Source organism: Cupriavidus sp. FW306-1B-F12B (assembly GCF_058781795.1).
On the sequence record NZ_JBYSXC010000002.1, the window covers coordinates 544,010 to 561,506 of the forward strand.

At 70.0% G+C, this 17,497-nt stretch carries 12 protein-coding genes and 1 pseudogene; 9 read left to right on the forward strand and 4 right to left on the reverse strand.

Features of this window, described 5'->3' with window-relative positions:
- Window positions 1-31 precede the first annotated feature (31 nt).
- The 3 genes from AC3WLE_RS05810 (at window position 32) to msrA (ending at window position 3,438) form a co-directional block, all read left to right on the forward strand.
- Window positions 32-1,285 (forward strand): acyl-CoA dehydrogenase family protein, encoded by a 1,254-nt coding sequence (locus tag AC3WLE_RS05810; protein ID WP_492353242.1) that lies wholly within the window; start codon window positions 32-34, stop codon window positions 1,283-1,285.
- A complete protein-coding gene (locus tag AC3WLE_RS05815) occupies window positions 1,282-2,817 on the forward strand; it encodes a class I adenylate-forming enzyme family protein (RefSeq protein ID WP_492318779.1) in 1,536 nt (511 codons plus the stop codon). Before AC3WLE_RS05810 ends, AC3WLE_RS05815 begins: the two co-directional genes overlap by 4 nt.
- Window positions 2,818-2,895: 78 nt before the next feature.
- A complete protein-coding gene (msrA, locus tag AC3WLE_RS05820) occupies window positions 2,896-3,438 on the forward strand; it encodes a peptide-methionine (S)-S-oxide reductase MsrA (RefSeq protein ID WP_492318778.1) in 543 nt (180 codons plus the stop codon).
- Between the two features lie 35 nt (window positions 3,439-3,473).
- Here the strand turns inward: msrA and AC3WLE_RS05825 are convergent, their stop codons facing one another.
- A complete protein-coding gene (locus AC3WLE_RS05825; protein ID WP_492318777.1) occupies window positions 3,474-4,220 on the reverse strand; it encodes an IclR family transcriptional regulator in 747 nt (248 codons plus the stop codon).
- 159 nt (window positions 4,221-4,379) lie between these two features.
- Here AC3WLE_RS05825 and AC3WLE_RS05830 point away from each other — a divergent pair, with 159 nt between their 5' ends.
- From AC3WLE_RS05830 to AC3WLE_RS05855, 6 genes are read left to right on the forward strand one after another with little or no spacing between them, the layout of a single operon-like run.
- The gene (locus tag AC3WLE_RS05830; RefSeq protein WP_492318776.1) at window positions 4,380-5,999 is read left to right on the forward strand and encodes an acyl-CoA carboxylase subunit beta; all 1,620 of its coding nucleotides are present in this window, start codon (window positions 4,380-4,382) and stop codon (window positions 5,997-5,999) included.
- A gap of 53 nt (window positions 6,000-6,052) precedes the next feature.
- Window positions 6,053-7,213, forward strand: coding sequence for an acyl-CoA dehydrogenase family protein (locus AC3WLE_RS05835; RefSeq protein WP_492318775.1), 1,161 nt, complete (start codon window positions 6,053-6,055; stop codon window positions 7,211-7,213).
- A 34-nt stretch (window positions 7,214-7,247) separates the two neighbouring features.
- Window positions 7,248-8,093 carry an enoyl-CoA hydratase/isomerase family protein gene (locus AC3WLE_RS05840; RefSeq protein WP_492318774.1) on the forward strand — a complete coding sequence of 282 codons (846 nt, stop codon included), beginning with the start codon at window positions 7,248-7,250 and terminating at the stop codon, window positions 8,091-8,093.
- A 41-nt stretch (window positions 8,094-8,134) separates the two neighbouring features.
- Complete coding sequence (locus AC3WLE_RS05845; RefSeq protein WP_492318773.1) at window positions 8,135-10,138, forward strand: acetyl/propionyl/methylcrotonyl-CoA carboxylase subunit alpha; 2,004 nt, start codon at window positions 8,135-8,137, stop codon at window positions 10,136-10,138.
- Entirely contained in the window at window positions 10,135-11,943 is a 1,809-nt protein-coding gene (locus tag AC3WLE_RS05850) for an acyclic terpene utilization AtuA family protein (RefSeq protein WP_492318772.1), read from the forward strand. The genes AC3WLE_RS05845 and AC3WLE_RS05850 overlap by 4 nt, the downstream gene beginning before the upstream one ends.
- A gap of 53 nt (window positions 11,944-11,996) precedes the next feature.
- Entirely contained in the window at window positions 11,997-13,007 is a 1,011-nt protein-coding gene (locus tag AC3WLE_RS05855; RefSeq protein WP_492318771.1) for a tripartite tricarboxylate transporter substrate binding protein, read from the forward strand.
- Between the two features lie 47 nt (window positions 13,008-13,054).
- Here AC3WLE_RS05855 and AC3WLE_RS05860 read toward each other — a convergent pair.
- From AC3WLE_RS05860 to AC3WLE_RS05870, 3 genes and pseudogenes are all read right to left on the reverse strand, one after another.
- Window positions 13,055-14,044 (reverse strand): annotated as a pseudogene (locus AC3WLE_RS05860) (acyl-CoA dehydrogenase family protein); the annotation flags it as partial.
- Between the two features lie 59 nt (window positions 14,045-14,103).
- Window positions 14,104-16,239: an acetate--CoA ligase family protein gene (locus tag AC3WLE_RS05865; RefSeq protein ID WP_492357503.1), complete on the reverse strand. Its 2,136-nt coding sequence runs from the start codon at window positions 16,237-16,239 to the stop codon at window positions 14,104-14,106.
- Window positions 16,240-16,409: 170 nt separating this feature from the next.
- On the reverse strand, window positions 16,410-17,489 hold the full coding sequence (locus tag AC3WLE_RS05870; RefSeq protein WP_492318769.1) for a DUF72 domain-containing protein: 1,080 nt from the start codon (window positions 17,487-17,489) through the stop codon (window positions 16,410-16,412).
- Window positions 17,490-17,497 lie beyond the last annotated feature (8 nt).

Consider the following 17,497-nt stretch of genomic DNA (forward strand, 5'->3'; position numbering starts at 1 on the left):
CGGCGCGAGCAGGAAAACAGGAGACCGCGACATGCCATCCGGCCAGCTCGACTTCATTCCCGCCATCGGTACGGCGGACTTCACCCCGCAACAAGCGCGCCTGCTGGCGCTGGCCAACCGCCTCGGCCGCGAGCGCTTCGCGGCGCGCGCAGCCACCTGGGACCGCGAGGCCAGCTTCCCCTTCGCCAACTATGCCGACCTGCGCGAGGCCGGCCTGCTGGCCCTGTGCGTGCCGCAGGCGTTCGGCGGCGAGGGCGCGGACTTTGCCACCTACTGCATGGTTGGCGCCGAGATCGGCCGCTTCTGCGGAGCCACGGCGCTGACGTACAACATGCATATCTGCTCGACCATGTGGACCGGCGTGCTGTCCGACGGCATCGACATGACGCCTGAGCAGCGCGCCGAGCACGAAGCCCGGCGCGAGCTGCATTTCTCGCGCGTGGTGCGCGACGGCGCGGTCTATGCGCAGCCGTTCTCCGAAGGCTCCGCTGCTGCCGCGGGCAAGGCGCCGTTCGGCACCACCGCGCGCAAGGTCGAGGGCGGCTGGGTGCTGAACGGGCGCAAGATCTTCGCCTCGCTGTCGGGCGCGGCCGACTACTACGGCATCCTATGCACCGAGGCCCGCGGCGACCAGCATCCCGACATGCGCGACACGCTCTATATCGCCGTGCCCGGCAATGCGGAAGGGCTGACCGTGACCGGCGAGTGGGACCCGATGGGCATGCGCGGGACGGTATCGCGCACGCTGCTGCTCAAGGACGTGTTCGTGCCCGACCATGAGCAACTGATGCCGCGCGGCGTCTACTATCGTGCTGCGCAGACCTGGCCGGCAATGTTCTTCACGCTGTCGCCGACCTACCTGGGCGTAGCCCAGGCCGCCTACGACTTCACCGTGCAGTACCTGCGCGGCGAGGTGCCGGGCCAGCCGCCGGTCAGGCGCCGCATGTACCCGACCAAGCAGATCGCGGTGGCGCAGATGCGCATCCAGCTGGAAACCATGCGCTCGCTCTTCTGGCGCGTGATCCATGAGGCCAGGCCCAATCCAACCAAGGACGAGCGCCTGCGCCTGTACGCCGCGCACTACACCGTGATGGAAGGCGCCAACGACATCGCCCGGCTGGCGATCCGCACCTGCGGCGGGCAGTCGATGCTCAAGGACCTGCCGCTGGAGCGGCTCTACCGCGACTCGCGCTGCGGCGCGCTGATGCTGCCCTGGACCGCCGAGCTGATCCTGGACCGCATGGGGCGCGAGACCCTGTACGAATCCGGCGAGCGCGACGAATGAGCGCCGCCAGCCGCGCCATGCGCGCGGGCGCCGCCGGGCTGGGCGCGCTGCCGGCCATGCTGCATGGCCATGCCGCCGCGGCGCCGGGGCGGCCGGCGTTGCACTACCTGGGCCGCACCTTCACCTACGGCAAGCTGTGGCGGCGCGTCGAGCGTGCCAGCGCCCACCTGGCAGCGACGTGGGGCATCCGCGCGGGCGACCGCGTCGGCACGCTGTGCCTGAACCACGAGCTGCAGCTGGTGCTGCTGTTCGCCTGCGCGCGTATCGGGGCGATGTTCGTGCCGCTGAACTACCGGCTGGCGCCGGCGGAGCTGCGTACCATCGCCGCCCACGCGCAACTGGCCGCGCTGTTCCACGACGAGCGCCATGCAGGGCTGGCGCGGGAGGCTGGCGGCGGCTGCCAGGCCGCGCATCTCGACCGGCTGATCGACCATCCCGCGCCGTTCGGCTTGGCCCATGCGCCGGTGCCGGACGATGCGCCGCTGCTGCTCGCCTACACCTCCGGCACCACCGGCAAGCCCAAGGGCGCGGTGCATACGCAGGCCGGGCTGCTGGCCAATGCGCGCGCCAGCTGGTGGGCGCACGGCATGACCGCGGACGACCACGTGCTGTCGGTGCTGCCGATGTTCCATGTCGGCGGGCTGTGCATCCAGACGCTGCCGGCGCTGCTGGCCGGGGCGCAGGTCACGCTGCACGACCGCTTTGCGCCGGATGCCTGGCTCGGCGCGGTTGCGCAGGCGCGGCCGAGCCTGTCGCTGATGGTGCCGGCCACGCTGCGCGCGGTGCTTGAGCATCCCGGCTGGCCCGGGGCCGACCTGTCGGCGCTGCGCGGCGTGATGGCAGGTTCGTCGACCATCCCGCTGTCGTATATCGAGGCCTTCCATGCGCGCGGCGTGCCGCTGGGGCAGGTCTATGGCGCGACCGAGACCGGTCCGGTGTCGGTGGTGCTGAAGCTGCAGGATGCGGTGGCCCGGCCTGGCTATGCCGGCTGGCCGCAGCCGGAAGCGCAAGTCCGGCTGGCCGGCCCGGACGGTGCCGAGGTGGCGCAGGGCGCAGTCGGTGAACTGTGGGTGCGCGGCGCCAACGTGATGGCTGGCTACTGGAACCAGCCTGATAACGGCCTGGCCGACGGCTGGTTCCATTCCGGCGACCTCGCGCACCGCGATGCCGGCGGCTGCATCGAAGTCGTCGGCCGCAGCAAGGACATGATCATCTCGGGTGGCGAGAACATCTATCCCGCCGAGATCGAGAACGTGCTGGTCGGCCTGCCCGGGGTGCAGGAGTGCGCGGTGGTCGGCGTGGCCGATGCGCGCTGGGGCGAGGTGCCGGTGGCGGTGATCGTGCCCGCGCCGGGCGCGCCGCGCGACGCGCTGGGGGCGGAGCCGCTGCGCGAACTGCTGGCCACGCGCATTGCCCGCTTCAAGCTGCCGCGCGAGGTGGTGCTGCTGGACGACCTGCCGCGCAGCGCGCTGGGCAAGGTGCTCAAGCCGCAACTGCGCGCGATGCTGGAGGCGCGGCGCCAGCCTGGCTGAATCTGCTGCAAGGGCGCCAATCTGCGCTTATGCTTGAGGCCGTGACACCACAGACGACAACGCAAGGGGGCGGCGCAAATGGAACATGGACTTGAAACGGCCACGCTGGGGGGCGGGTGCTTCTGGTGCCTGGAAGCGGTCTACCAGCAGGTCGATGGCGTGGTGGCGGTGGAGTCCGGTTATACCGGCGGGCACGTGGATCACCCGACTTACCAGCAGGTTTGCGAGGGGGATACCGGGCACGTCGAGGTGGTCCGTGTCACCTTCGATCCGTCGGTGATCAACTTTCGCCAGATCCTGGAGATCTTCTTCGCCATCCATGACCCGACCACGCCGGACCGGCAGGGCAACGACGTGGGGCCGCAGTACCGGTCGGCGATCTTTACGCATTCGGAGGCGCAGCGGGCCACGGCGGAATACGTGATGCGGGAGTTGGCTGCCGCCAAGGTCTTTGATGCGCCGATTGTGACGCAGGTCGAGCCGGAGCAGCCGTACTGGCGCGCCGAGGCAAGTCACCAGAACTACTATCAGGACCATCCGAGCCAGGGGTACTGTGCCTTTGTGATCTCGCCGAAACTGGCCAAGTTTCGAAAGCAGTTTGGAGGGAAGTTGAGGAAGTAGGGACCGGGCGCCCGGGTCGGCGCCAAAAGCCGACCCTAGTTTCCCTGCGCAAACATCGCGCCGACAATCGCCCCCATCTCATGCCGCCGCGCCGCCGGCATCCGCGAGGCGGTCGACATGATGCTGATGGCGGCCTCGGCGCCCATTTCCAGGGGCAGTGCATAGCCCACGCCTGCCACCCCCTCCGCGCCGGCAAGCGCATAGCCCAGCTTGCGGGCGCGCTCTACGCCGCGCAACAGCCTGAGCAGGCTCAGGCCACCGGCCGCGTACTCGGCGCGGTGCCGCTCGTAATGCGCGCGCACCGCCTCGTTGTCCATCGTCGCCAGCAAGGCCATGCTGCCGGTGCCCTGGCCCAGCAGGCGGGAGGTGCCGGTCAGCAAGTGGAAGGTCTTGATGCGGTGGCTGCCTTCCTCGGTATGCAGGCAGTGCCCGTGGTCGCCGATGCGCACGGTCAGGAACACCGCATCGCCCGTGAGCCGGGCCAGCGCCTTCATCTTGCTCACCAGCACGCTGTTGGGCGGCGGCCGGTTCATCGCACGCAGGCCCAGCGCCATGGCGGCAGTGCCCAGGTGATAACGCTTGCCCGCCGACTCGCGCTCGATATACCCCGCGGATTCCAGGAAGCGCGCCATCCGGTGCGCGGTGGTACGGTCAATCTCCGCTATCGCGGCGAGTTCCGGCAGGGTCAGTCCCGCCTCGTGATGCTCGGCAAGCAGCCGGAGCAGGGCGAAGGCACGGGACAGGCTCTGCACGCCGCCGGGCGAGGGGGTCTTGGTTGGCATGGAAAGGTGCGTCGGGGAACGCTTTGGGGGTGGCGGATGCCGCGCCCCGCGTCCTGGGTTTCTGGCTTGTGCACATTATGCACAGACTGAGCGATTGCGGTTGTCCCGGGCGGCGTGGTGGTTTGCAATCCATGCATCACGGAACCTCACGCAAGCGCCATGATTCCCATCGACTCACGCATCGACTCATCTTCCGACGCCTTCGCCAGCCAGCGCGCCGGCATGCAGGCCCTGATCGACCGCCTCCATGGCCTCGAACAGCGTGCCGTGGCCGCCTCGGAGCGCGCCCGGCCCACCTTTGCCAAACGCGGGGCACTGCTGCCGCGCGAGCGCATCGGCCGCCTGCTGGACGCAGGCGCGCCGTTCCTGCCGATTGCCACGCTGGCCGGCTTCGGCATGGACGACCCCGACCCCGAGACCTCCATCCCCGGCGGTTCGCTGGTGGCCGGCATCGGTTTCGTCTGCGGCGTGCGCTGCATGGTGCTGGCCACGGATTCCGGCATCGACGCCGGTGCCATGACCGAGGCCGGCAACATGAAGCTGATGCGCTGCCAGGAAATCGCGCTGGAAAACCGGCTGCCATTCATCCACCTGGTGGAATCGGCCGGCGCCAACCTGCGCAAGTACCGCGTTGACAAGTTCGTGCGCGGCGGCGCGCTGTTCTACAACCTGGCTCGCCTGTCCGCGGCCGGGCTGCCGGTGATCACGGTCGTGCATGGCTCGTCCACGGCGGGCGGCGCCTACATGCCGGGGCTGTCCGACTACGTGGTGATGGTGCGCAATCGCGCGCGCGCCTTCCTGGCGGGGCCGCCGCTGCTGAAGGCCGCCACCGGCGAGATCGCCACGGACGAGGAACTGGGCGGCGCCGACCTGCACGCCACGCTCAGCGGCCTGGCCGAATACCTGGCCGAGGACGACGAGCACGCGCTTGCCACCGCGCGCGATATTGTCGCCAGCCTGGACTGGCCGACCGTCGCGGCAGGGCCCGCGCAGCCCGCGCGCCCGCCGCGGCTCGACCCGTCGGAGCTGGATGGCGTGATGACGCTCGACATGAAGCGCCCGGTGGACATGCGCGAGGTGATCGCGCGCATCGTCGACGACTCCGCCTGGCTGCCGTTCAAGCCCGACTATGGCCCCGGCACGGTGTGCGGCCACGCCCGCATCGAAGGCAATACGGTCGGCTTCATCACCAACAACGGTCCCATCGACCCGGCCGGCGCCACCAAGGCCGCGCAGTTCATCCAGCTATGCAACCAGTCGGACACGCCGATCGTGTTCCTGCAGAACACCACCGGCTTTATCGTCGGCCGCGCCTCGGAAGAGGCCGGCATGATCAAGCATGGCGCCAAGATGATCCAGGCGCTGTCGAACTCGACGGTGCCGCAGGTCACGCTGTACTGCGGGGCCTCGTTCGGGGCGGGCAACTTCGGCATGTGCGGGCGGGGCTTCCGGCCGCGCTTCTGCTTCTCGTGGCCGAACGCGCGCACCGCCGTGATGGGCGGCGAGCAGGCCGCCATGACGCTTGAGATCGTGGCGCGCCAGCAGGCCGCGCGCAAGGGCGTGCCGGTCGATGAGGCGCAGCTGGCCAGCCAGACCGCCGATATCGTTGCCAACTTCGAGCGCCAGGCCAGCGCCTTCATCACCAGCGGGCTGCTGCTGGACGACGGCGTGATCGACCCGCGCGACACGCGCGCCGTGCTGGCCTTCGTGCTGGCCACCGCGCGCGAGGCCAGCCTGCGCAAGCCGCATGCGATCCAGTTTGGCGTCGGGCGCTTCTGAGCGCCGGCGCCATCCAGACACGTCCCAAACGAACAAGACACCAGGAGACCACCATGCTTTACACGGAAGACCACCGCAACATCATGGACAGCATCCGCCGCTTCGTCTCGGCGGAGATCGATCCCTTCGTCGACGAGTGGGAAGCCGCCGAGATTTTCCCGGCGCATGCGCTGTTCAAGAAGATGGGCGACCTCGGCTTCCTCGGCATCACCAAGCCGATCGAATACGGCGGCATGGGACTCGACTTCTCCTACGCCGTTGCCGCCGCCGAGGCGCTGGGCTATGCCCGCGCACAGGGCGTGGGCATGGGCGTGGGGGTGCAGACCGACATGGCGACGCCGGCGCTGACCGCGTTCGGCTCGGACGAGCTCAAGCGCAACTACCTGGCCCCTGCCATCGCCGGCGACATGGTGTGCTCCATCGGCGTGTCCGAAGCCGGCGCCGGTTCCGACGTGGCCTCGCTCAAGACCCGTGCGGTGCGTGATGGCGACGACTATGTCATCTCCGGCTCCAAGATGTGGATCACCAACGGCACCCAGGCCGACTGGATCTGCCTGCTGTGCAATACTTCCGACGGTCCGGTCCACAAGAACAAGTCGCTGATCGTGGTGCCTCTCAGGGAAGACGGCAAGCGCGTGCGCGGCGTGGAAGTGCAGAAGATCAGGAAGTTCGGCATGTGGTCGTCCGACACTGCGCAGATCTTCTTTGACGAAGTGCGCGTGCCGGTGCGCAACCGCATCGGCGACGAGGGCATGGGCTTTATCTACCAGATGAAGCAGTTCCAGGAAGAGCGGCTGAACGGCGCGGCGCGCCGGCTGGCCTGCAACGCGCTGATCGAGGAGACCGCCGACTACCTGCGCCAGCGCGTCGCCTTCGGCAAGCCGCTGCTCGACAACCAGTTCATCCAGTTCAAGCTGGCCGAGCTCAAGACCGAGATGGAGGCGCTGCGCGCGCTGGTCTACATGGCCACGCAGACCTATATCGATGGGGGCGATGTGATTGAACTGGCGTCGATGGCCAAGCTCAAGGCCGGGCGGCTGTCGCGCGAGGTGGCCGACTGGTGCATGCAGTTCCAGGGCGGCATGGGCTACACCTGGGACAACCACGCGTCGCGCGCCTATCGCGATTTCCGGCTGGGCTCGATCGGCGGCGGGGCGGACGAGGTCATGCTCCAGGTCATTGCCAAGCAGATGGGCCTGATGTCGCGCGGCTGACGCGATCCTGAACCAACTACCAGCCAGGATCGCCATGCCTGACAGCTCATGCAACGATGCCGTGATCGTGCGCCGCGCCGGCGGCGTACTGTTCGCCACCCTCAACATTCCTGCCACCCGCAATGCGCTGGCGCCCGAAGTGGTGGCCGCGCTGGCCGCCGTCGTGGCGCAGGCCGAAGCCGACCCGGAAGTCCGCGCGCTGGTGCTGCGCGGCGCCGGCGGCAGCTTCAGCGCAGGCGGCAACGTGGGCAGCTTCCAGTCCCGGCTCGATGCCGACACCAGCCAGGAAGACCCGGTCGCCACGCGCAACCGCCAGTTCGGCTACTTCATGGAGCGGCTGAGCGTGCTGCCGGTGCCGGTGATCGCCGCGGTTGAGGGCGCGGCCATGGGCGGCGGCATGGGCCTGGCCTGCGCGGCCGACATCGTGCTGGCTACGCGCGATGCGCGCTTTGCGTTGTCGGAGACCACGCTGGGCATCGTCGCCGCGCAGATCGCCCCCTTTGTGGTGCAAAGGCTGGGCGCTGCCGCCACGCGCCGCCTGGGCCTGACCGGCGAGCGCGTCAGTGGCGAGGCAGCGGCAGCCATCGGCCTGGTCGACCAGCTCGCGGCCGACAGCGCGGAGCTGGACGCCCTGATTGCCGAGTGGCTGACGCGCATCGGCCGTTGCGCCCCCAACGCCAATCGCGTGTTCAAGGCACTGGTCGGCCGCTGCGGCCACGAGCCGCTGGGCCCGCTGCTGGATCAGGCCTCGCGCCAGTTTGCGCAATGCATGCGGCGCGAGGGCGCCGAAGGCGTGGCGGCATTCCGCGACAAGCGCGATGCCGCCTGGACCGTTCGCTTCGATGCCGACACGGTGCGCGCCGCGCAGTCGACCGGCTGACCGCGCCGGCCGCATCTTCCAAGAGATTCACAGGATTTCCCATGTCTGCTACCCGCCGATCCTTCCATACGCTGCTCGTCGCCAATCGCGGCGAGATCGCGGTGCGCATCATGCGCACCGCCCGCCGCCTCGGGCTGGCCACCGTGGCCGTATATTCCGAAGCCGACCGCCACAGCCCGCACCTTGCCTGCGCCGACCGTGCCGTGTGCATCGGCGCGGCCGCGCCGCGCGAGTCGTACCTGAACCTTGCCGCCATCATCGAAGCTGCCCGCGCCAGCGGTGCGGATGCGGTCCACCCCGGCTATGGCTTCCTGGCCGAGAACGCCGCCTTTGCCGAGGCGGTCAGCGCCGCCGGCCTGGTCTTCGTCGGCCCGCCCGCCGCGGCGATCCGCGCCATGGGCAACAAGGCCGAAGCCAAGCGGCTGATGCTGGCTGCCGACATGCCGTGCGTGCCCGGCTACCAGGGGGCCGCGCAGGATGACGCCACGCTGCTGGCCGAGGCCGGGTCCATCGGCTTCCCCCTGATGGTCAAGGCCGCGGCGGGCGGCGGCGGGCGCGGCATGCGGCTGGTGCGCGACGCGGCGGCGCTGCCCGCGGCGCTGTCGAGCGCACGCTCCGAGGCGGCGGCTGCCTTCGGCTGCGACGAGCTGATCCTCGAGCGCGCCGTGATCGCGCCGCGCCACGTCGAGATCCAGGTCTTTGCCGATACTCACGGCAATGTCATCCATCTCGGCGAGCGCGACTGCTCCGTGCAGCGCCGCCACCAGAAGGTCATCGAGGAAGCACCGTCGCCCGCGGTCGGCCCGGTGCTGCGCGCGCGCATGGGCGAGGCCGCCGTGCGCGCGGCCAAGGCCATCGGCTACGTCGGCGCCGGCACCATGGAGTTCCTGCTCGATGCCGAGGGCAGCTTCTACTTCATGGAGATGAACACCCGGCTGCAGGTCGAACACGCCGTGACCGAGGCCATCACCGGCTTCGACCTGGTCGAATGGCAACTGCGCGTGGCGGCAGGCGAGCCGCTGCCGGTCACGCAGGACCAGGTCCGGCTCAACGGCCATGCCATCGAAGTGCGACTCACCGCCGAGGACGTGCCGGCCGGCTTCCTGCCGCAGGGTGGGCCGCTGCTGCGCTGGCGCCCGCCTGCCGCCGGCCGCGACGTGCGTGTGGACCATGCGCTGGAAGAGGGCGGTGCCATCCCCACCCACTATGACTCGATGGTTGCCAAGCTGGTCGCGCATGGCGCCGACCGCGAAGAGGCGCGCCGCAAGCTGCTGCGCGCGGTGCAGGACTGCACGCTGCTGGGCGTGCCGACCAACCAGGGGTTCCTGGCCGCGTGCCTGGCGCACCCGGCATTCGCCGGCAATGACGTGCATACGGGCTTTGTCGACACCCATATGCAGGCGGCGCTGCAGGCCCCGGTGCCTCCGGTGCATGTGACGGCAAGCGCCGCGCTGGCCGCGTCGGGGCTGCTGGGCGGCAACGGCAAGCCGGCCACGCTTGCGCGTGCGGCCTCCAGCGTGGTGCTGAATGCGGCCGGCAAGGACTGGGAAGCGTTCCTGCGCGTGTGCGCCGACGGCTGGCGCGTGAGCCTGTGCCAGCGCGGTGAAGACCACCCGCCGGTGGAATGCAGGCTGCGCGTGCTGCGCGCCGATGCCGCCAGCGGCACGGCCCTGGTCGAATGCGACGGCGTGGCCTATCCGCTGGTGTTCGCCGCCGAAAAGCACGCCCTGCACCTGTTCCAGTCCGGCCGCGCCTGGCACTTCCCGCTGCACGATCCGCGCCGCCGCCGCGATGCCGGCGACGCCGACGGCGTGCTGCAGGCGCCGCTGACGGCCCGCATCGTCGCGGTCAATGTGGCCGAGGGCGACCACGTGCAAGCGGGCCAGGCGCTGGTGGTGCTGGAGGCCATGAAGATGGAGCACGCCATCGTGGCGCCGTTTGCCGGCGTGGTGGCGGAACTGCCGGCGCGCGCCGGCGGGCAGGCCAGTGCCGGGTCGTTGCTGGCACGGGTGGAGGCCGATGTGGCCGCAAAGGAGGAAGCATGAGCGAATCCGTGCAAGGCGAAGCGCGCGCCGGCAAGACTGTGCGCATCGGTGGCGCTTCCGGCTTCTGGGGCGATTCCGCCATCGCCACGCCGCAACTGCTGGCAGTGCCCGGCCTGCAATACCTGGTCTATGACTACCTGGCCGAGACCACCATGTCGATCCTGGCACGCGCCCGCGCCAAGGATCCGGCGCAGGGATACGCCACCGACTTCGTGCACGCGGCGATGGGGCCGAACCTCGGTGAAATCCTGCGGCGGGGCATCCGTGTCGTTGCCAATGCCGGCGGCCTCAATCCGCACGGCTGCCGCGACGCACTGCTCAAGGTGGCGGCGCAGCAGGGACTGTCGCCGCGCATCGCGGTGGTCAGCGGCGACGACGTGCAGCCGCGCTTCGCGCAGTGGTGCGCCGAGGGTCTGACTGACCTTGCCGGCAATCCGGTGCCAACCACCGAGCCCTGGTCGGCCAACGCCTACACCGGCGCGCAAGGCATTGCCCGCGCGCTGGCGCTGGGCGCGGATATCGTCATTGCCGGGCGCTGCGTCGATAGCGCCGTCGTGGTGGGCGCGCTGGCCCACGAGTTCGGCTGGAACTGGACCGACTGGGACCGCCTCGCCGCCGGCACGCTGGCGGGCCACGTGATCGAGTGCGGCGCCCAGGCCACGGGCGGGCTGTTTACCGACTGGCAGCGCGTGCCCGGGTGGGAGCGCATGGGGTATCCCGTGATCGACTGCGCGCACGACGGCAGCTTCGTGCTGAGCAAGCCAGAGGGCACTGGGGGACTGGTCGACCCGGCCGCGGTCGCGGAACAGGTGCTGTACGAGGTCGGCGATCCCGCCAACTACCTGATGCCGGACGTGACCTGCGACTTCCGCATGGTGCGCACCGAACTGGTCGAGGCCGGGCGCGTACGCGTGCATGGCGCGCGTGGCCGGGCACCTGGCACGCACTACAAGGGCAATGCCACCTGGCAGGACGGCTACCAGATCAGCCTGATGATGGCGATCCGCGGCATCGATGCCCCCGCCAAGGCGCGCCGCACTGCGGAGGCGCTGCTGGCGCGCACCCGTGCCATGCTGGCAGAACGCCAGATGCCGGACTACACCGAGACCGTGGTCGAGCTGCTCGGCTGCGAATCGCAATATGGCCCGCATGCGCGCGCATTGCCGACGCGGGAAGTGGTGCTGCGCATCGGCGCGCGCCATCCGCTCGCCAGGGGGCTGAGCTTCCTGCAGCGCGAATGCTCTTCTGCGGGGACGTCCATGGCGGCGGGCACGCGCTCTTCCTTCGCGGGTCGGGTCGACATCCAGCCCGTGGTGAAGGTGTTCTCCTTCCTGGTGCCCAAGCCGGAGGTGCCGATGCGCGTGGAGTTCGAGGCTGGCGAGATCCTGCTGCCCAACGCGGCAGTGAGCGCGCCGCAGGCGATGCCGCCGCTCGCGCTCGAGGCGCCGGCATCGCCTGCGCTTCCCCGCGAGCCGCGCGTCGAGCGGCCACTGGTCACGCTCGCCTATGCGCGCAGCGGCGACAAGGGCGATGACGAGAACATCGGCGTGATCGCCCGCAAGCCTGAGTACCTGGCACTGCTGCGCGAGCAGCTCACCCCGCAAGCCGTGCGCGCGTACTTTGCCCACCTGGTGCAGGGCGAGGTCGAGCGCTTCGACGTGCCTGGCCTGCACGCGCTGAACTTCCTGATGCACGGCGCGTTGGGCGGTGGCGGCGTGGCGAGCCTGCGCTCGGACCCGCTGGGCAAGAGCTACGCGCAGATGCTGCTGGACTTTCCGCTATCCGTACCCCGCAGCTGGGCATAGACCCGGCCAGAGACCTTGCGCGCCGGCACTGGCGCGCGCAACCAGGAGGAGACATGACCCGACCCAAGCCCGACACGCGCATCCGGCGCCAGCTATGCCTGGGCCTGTTCGCAGGACTGGCGGCAGGCAGCCTCGCCGGCCCCATGCCCGCCATGGCGCAGGGCGACGCCTATCCCAACCGCCCGATCCGCGTGGTCGTGCCGTACACGCCCGGTGGTGTGTCGGACGCCGTGACGCGGCTGGTGATGCAGAAGCTGGCGGAACGCATCGGCCAGCCGGTGGTGGTGGAGAACCGCCCCGGCGCCAACGGCATGATCGGCTCGGAGAACGTCGCCAGGTCCGCGCCGGACGGCTACTCGCTGCTGGTGGTGGTGGCCGGGCACGCCATCAACCCGAGCCTGTATCCGAAGATGAGCTATGACCCGCTCAAGGACCTCACCGGCGTCAGCATGATCGGGCGGATTCCGCTGCTGCTGGTCTCCAGCGCGCAGCTGCCGCCGACCACGGTGAAAGAGCTGGTGGGCTGGGGCAAGGCCAATCCCGCGAAGATGACCTTTGCCTCCAGCGGCAATGGCTCCGGCGCGCACCTGGCGGGCGAGCTGTTCGCGCAGTCGGTCGGCATGAAGATGACGCACGTGCCTTACAAGGGCATTGCGCCGGCGCTGCCTGATTTGTTCTCGGGGCAGGTCGCCATCATCTTCGATTCGGTGCAGACCATGATGCCGCAGGTGAAGGCGGGCAAGGTGCGCGCGCTGGCGATCTCCAGCCCGACGCGCTGGCCGGCCGCGCCGGAGGTGCCGACCATGGCCGAAGCCGGTTATCCGGGCGTCACGGCAGGCAGCTGGATCGGCCTGATCGCACCGGCGATGACGCCGCCGGCGGTGCAGGCAAGGCTGGCCCGGGAAATGGAAGCGGTGCTGCAGCAGCCTGACGTACGGTCAAGGCTGATCGACTATGGGATTGATCCGGTCGGCGGCAAGCCGGAGCAGTTCCAGGCGTTCATCAAGGCCGAAGCGGTGCGATGGGGTGAAGTGGTGAAGAAAAGCGGAGTGCGGCTGGAGTAAGAGGAAGGCGGCTGCGGACGGCACCTGGCGACGCCGTCCGCAGCCTGCTACAGGCTCAGTTGCTTCGCTGCCAGGTCCTTCATGATTTCCTCGGCGCCGCCGCCGATCATCATCACCTTGACCTCGCGATACAGGCGCTCCACCCGGCTGCCGCGCATATAGCCCATCCCGCCCAGCAACTGCACCGCGCGGTCCGCGCAGAACTGGAAAGTGCGCGTGGCCATGTTCTTGGCCATCGCGATCTGCGCCACCGGCGCGGCGCCGTCGTCCAGGCGCGCGGCCAGGTCGTCCAGCAGGGCGCGCGTGGATTCGATGCGCGTGGCCATGTCCACCAGCTGGTGGCGCACCACCTGGTGGTCGGCCAGCCGCTTGCCGAAGGTGCGCCGTCCGCGCGCCCACGCCAGCGCGTCATGGAAGCAGACCTGCGCATAGCCGCAAGCGGCTGCGGCCAGCGCCAGCCGCTCGTGGTTGAAATTCTTCGTGATGGCGGCAAAGCCCTTGCCTTCCTCGCCGATCAGGTTCTCCACCGGAACGCGGCACCCGTCGAAGAACAGCTGCGCGGTGTCGGATGCCCACCAGCCCATCTTCTTCAGCGGCGTGCGCGCCAGGCCCGGCGTATCGCCCTCGATCAGCAGCAGCGACACGCCGCCGGAACCCGGGCCGCCGGTGCGCACTGCCACGGTGAAGTAGTCGGCGCGCATGCCTGAGGTGCTGTAGAGCTTGGTGCCGTTGACCACGTAGTGGCCGCCCTCGCGCCGCGCGCTGGCGGAAAGCTGCGCCACGTCGGAGCCGGCGTCGGGCTCGGTGATGGCGAGCGCGGAGATCTTCTCGCCGGCAAGGATCTGCGGCAGCACGCGCGCCTTCAGCGCTTCGCTGCCCACCGCGGCGATCGGCGGCGCGCCGATGGTGTGCGAGAACAGCCCCGAGGCGATTCCGCCCGAGCCGCCCCAGGCGCGCTCTTCGAACAGGATCATGCGATAGAAGGCATCGCATGGGGCGCCACCGTATGCTTCCGGAAAGCCCGGCTGCAGCAGGCCGGAGACTTCGGCTTCGGTGCCGAGGCGCTGCAGCGCCACCTTGCGTGCCAGTTGGCGGATCATGGATTGGCCGTCAGGCCGAGGACCAGGGCATCGAGGGCGACGGCGCCGCGTCCGGCAGCGCGCACCAGCAGGGGATTCACTTCCATTTCGGCGAGGCTGTCGCCCAGCGACATGGTGGCGTCGGAGAGCGCGGCGATCGCGTCGGCCGCCGCGTCGATGTCGGCCGCGGGCTTGCCGCGGAAGCCGGTCATCAGCCGGTAGCCGCGCAGGCTGGCCAGCATGTCGCGCGCCATGGCGCGGTCCACCGGCAGCAGCCGGTGCGCGACGTCGTGGAAGATCTCGGTGAAGATCCCGCCCATGCCTACCGTCATGGCCGGGCCGAAGACCGGATCGCGCGTTACGCCGACGATCAGCTCGCACACGCCGCTCGCCATTTGCTGCACCAGCACGCCGCGCTGTCGTGCCTGCGGCAGGGCTTGCGCGGCGGCGGCAGCGACCTCGGCCGCCGCCTCGCGCACCTGTTGCGCGTTGGCCAGTCCCAGCCGGACGCCGCCGACCTCGGTCTTGTGCACGATGTCCGGGCTCAGCACTTTCACTGCGACCGGGAAGCCGATGGCTTCGGCGGCGCGCGCGGCGTCGTCGGGCGTGGCCGCGGCCGCCTCCGCGCCGACCGGCACGCCGAAGCCCGCCAGCCACTGCTTGGCCTGGTGCTCGTCCATGGCGGCGGAAGGCGCACGGGCGGCCGCGTCGGCGCCGGCCCGCGCGCGCAGCGTCATCCAGTGCGCGGTCGGCGCCGCCGTGCCGAGCCAGCCCACGTATGTGCCCAGGGCCCGCGCCGCGCGTGCGCAATCCGGGAACAGCGCCACACCGGCTTCGGCCAGCCGTGCGCGGCTGGCCGGCTCGCCCGTGGTGGCGACCACGATCAGGCGATCGGTCTTGCCCGCCACCTCGATCAGCTCGTCGGCCACGCGATCGAGCAGGTAGGCGGTGGCGTAGAGGAAGATGACGTCGATGCCGTCAGTGGCGGCAAGCTTGTCGAGCACGGCGTAGGCCAGGCCGCTGCGGTTGAACAGCTGGCCGGTCAGATCGACGGGGTTCGCCACTGCGCCGAGCTCCGGCACGCCCGCCAGCAGGCGCTGCTGGACCGCCTCGGGCAGGCGCGGCACGTCGAGTCCGGCCGCGCTGAGCAGGTCAGCCGACAGCGCACCCATCGCGCCCGACACGGAAGCCACCACCACCCGGCGCCCCGCGCTGCGCTGGCGGAAGCCGGCCAGGTATGCCAGGTCGGTCAGGTGGGTCGGATCACTCGCCTGCATCGCGCCGACCTGGGCGAAGGCGGCGCGGTAGATGGCCTGGTTGCCGGCCAGTACAGCGGTATGGGATTGCGTAGCCGCCGATCCCGCCTCGCTCTCGCCGGCCTTCAGCAGGATCAGCGGCTTGTCTGCCGCGCGCAGGCGCGCCGCGGCTTCGATGAAGCCACTGCCGTTGCGCAGGCCCTCAACGTAACCGACCACAGCCGCGGTTTGCGCATCGTCCGCGAGGTAGTCGAGGTAATCCGCATAGTCCAGGCAGGCTTCGTTGCCGGTATTGATGAACTGGTGGAAGCCCACGTCCATCTGCCTTCCGGTGGCGTAGACGATGGCGCAGACGTTGCCGCTCTGGGTCAGCAGGCTCACGGCACCCGGGCCGTCCTGCGGCGGGAACGCGCGGAAGGTGGTGGCAAATGCGGTGATGGCGCGCGTGGTCAGGTTGGCCAGCCCCATGCAGTTGGGTCCGGCGATCGCCATGCCGCTGTCGCGGGCGAAGGCCGCAAGTGCGGCCTGGCGCCCGGCACCCGCTGCGCCGGCCTCGGCAAAGCCCGAGGCGTAGACGATGGCGGCACGGATGCCGCGGGCATGGCAGCGCTGCAGCTGCGGCAGCACCTCGTCCGCGCCGAGCGCCAGCACCGCCACGTCAGGCACCTGCGGCACGGATTCGATATCGGGATAGCACGCCAGGCCGGCGATCTCGCCATAGCGAGGATTGACCGGATACACCTGGCCCTGGTATCCAAGGCGCTGCAGGTGGTCCAACGCCACGCCGCCGATGCGGCTGGTATCGCGCGAGGCGCCGATCACGGCTATCGAGGCAGGATCAAGCAGCTGCGGCAGGGCGGCGCGGCCCGGTGTGCGCGCCGTAGTGGGAAGGGGCATCGTCGTCTCCATCCTTCCTCGGTCGGAAGGTGCCCCGATTCAAGCCGATCGCGTGGGTGGCGACAAGCGCATGGCCTCCAGCTGTGCACATTATGCACAAGTCTTCAGGCAGTGATGGCCGTTGCCCGCGGGAGCGTCCTATCGGCCACTGTGCACCGGTCGCCAGCCATTCACCGCGCCAGCCTCGCAATGATCGCCTCGGCCAGGCGCACGCAACTCAGCGGCGCGCAGCCCTCAGCGTTGTTGCTGACAATGACGATGGCAGGCTGCCCCGCGCGCAGCGTGCGCGCCACTACATCGGCGATGGCATGGCGGGTGTCGGGGTCGTCGTCGACGATGCGGTCGAAGGGTGCGTAGAGCTTTTCCGCGTAGGCGTAGGGCCGGCCCCCATGCAGCATCCAGCGCAGCACCAGCGGGCCTGGCGCTTCCTCGTCCATCAGCGCCTGCGCCGCGGCCTGGCGCGGCACCGGCGGCAGGCGGTCGCGTGCCGACAGGCAGAAGCGCACCCCGTGGCGGCGCAGCAGCCGGATATAGCGTGGCGTCAGCAATGCCGGGTCGCGCAGCTCTACCGTGTAGCACGCATGCGGGGTGATCGACGGATCGAGTGCCGGCAGCGCGCCCAGGAAGGCATCGAGCCGTTCCAGGAACACGGCGCTGTCGGCCAGCGGACCCATCGGCGACAGCTGGAACAGCAGCGGCCCGCATTTGCTGCCCAGCCCGCTGGTGGCGGGCACGATGAAGTCGCGCACCGCGATCTCGGCATCGAGGAAGGCGGCGTTGGCCAGCCGGCCGGCGCCGTCGGAGCCGCGCAGCCAGGCATCGCAGACGCTGGCGGGCGCCTTGACCAGGAAGCGGAAGCCGTCGGGGACCTGCGCGGCATAGGACAGGTAGTCCGCCAGCGGGATCGGCCCGTAGAAGCCGCGGTCGATGCCGGCGGCGCGCAGCAGCGGATGGCGCGAATACGCGGAAAGGCCCTTGCGCGACAGCAGGCTGTCGCCGTACTCGCCGTCATAGACCAGCCCGTTCCAGCCGGGGTAGGCCCAGGAGGACGTGCCGAAGTACAGGTTCGATGGCAGCTGCGCAGCGAGCGCGCGCAGGGTTTCGTCCGCCTGTGCGGGTTGCACGCTCTTGCCACGCGCAGGTTTGCCGGAGGGGGCGGGCGGGACGGCCGCGCCCGGGTGGGAAGCGGGCCGTTCCGGAGGGGCAGTTGGGGCGGGCAGGGGCAGCCCGCCAAAGAGGTCTTCAGTCAAACGTCAGC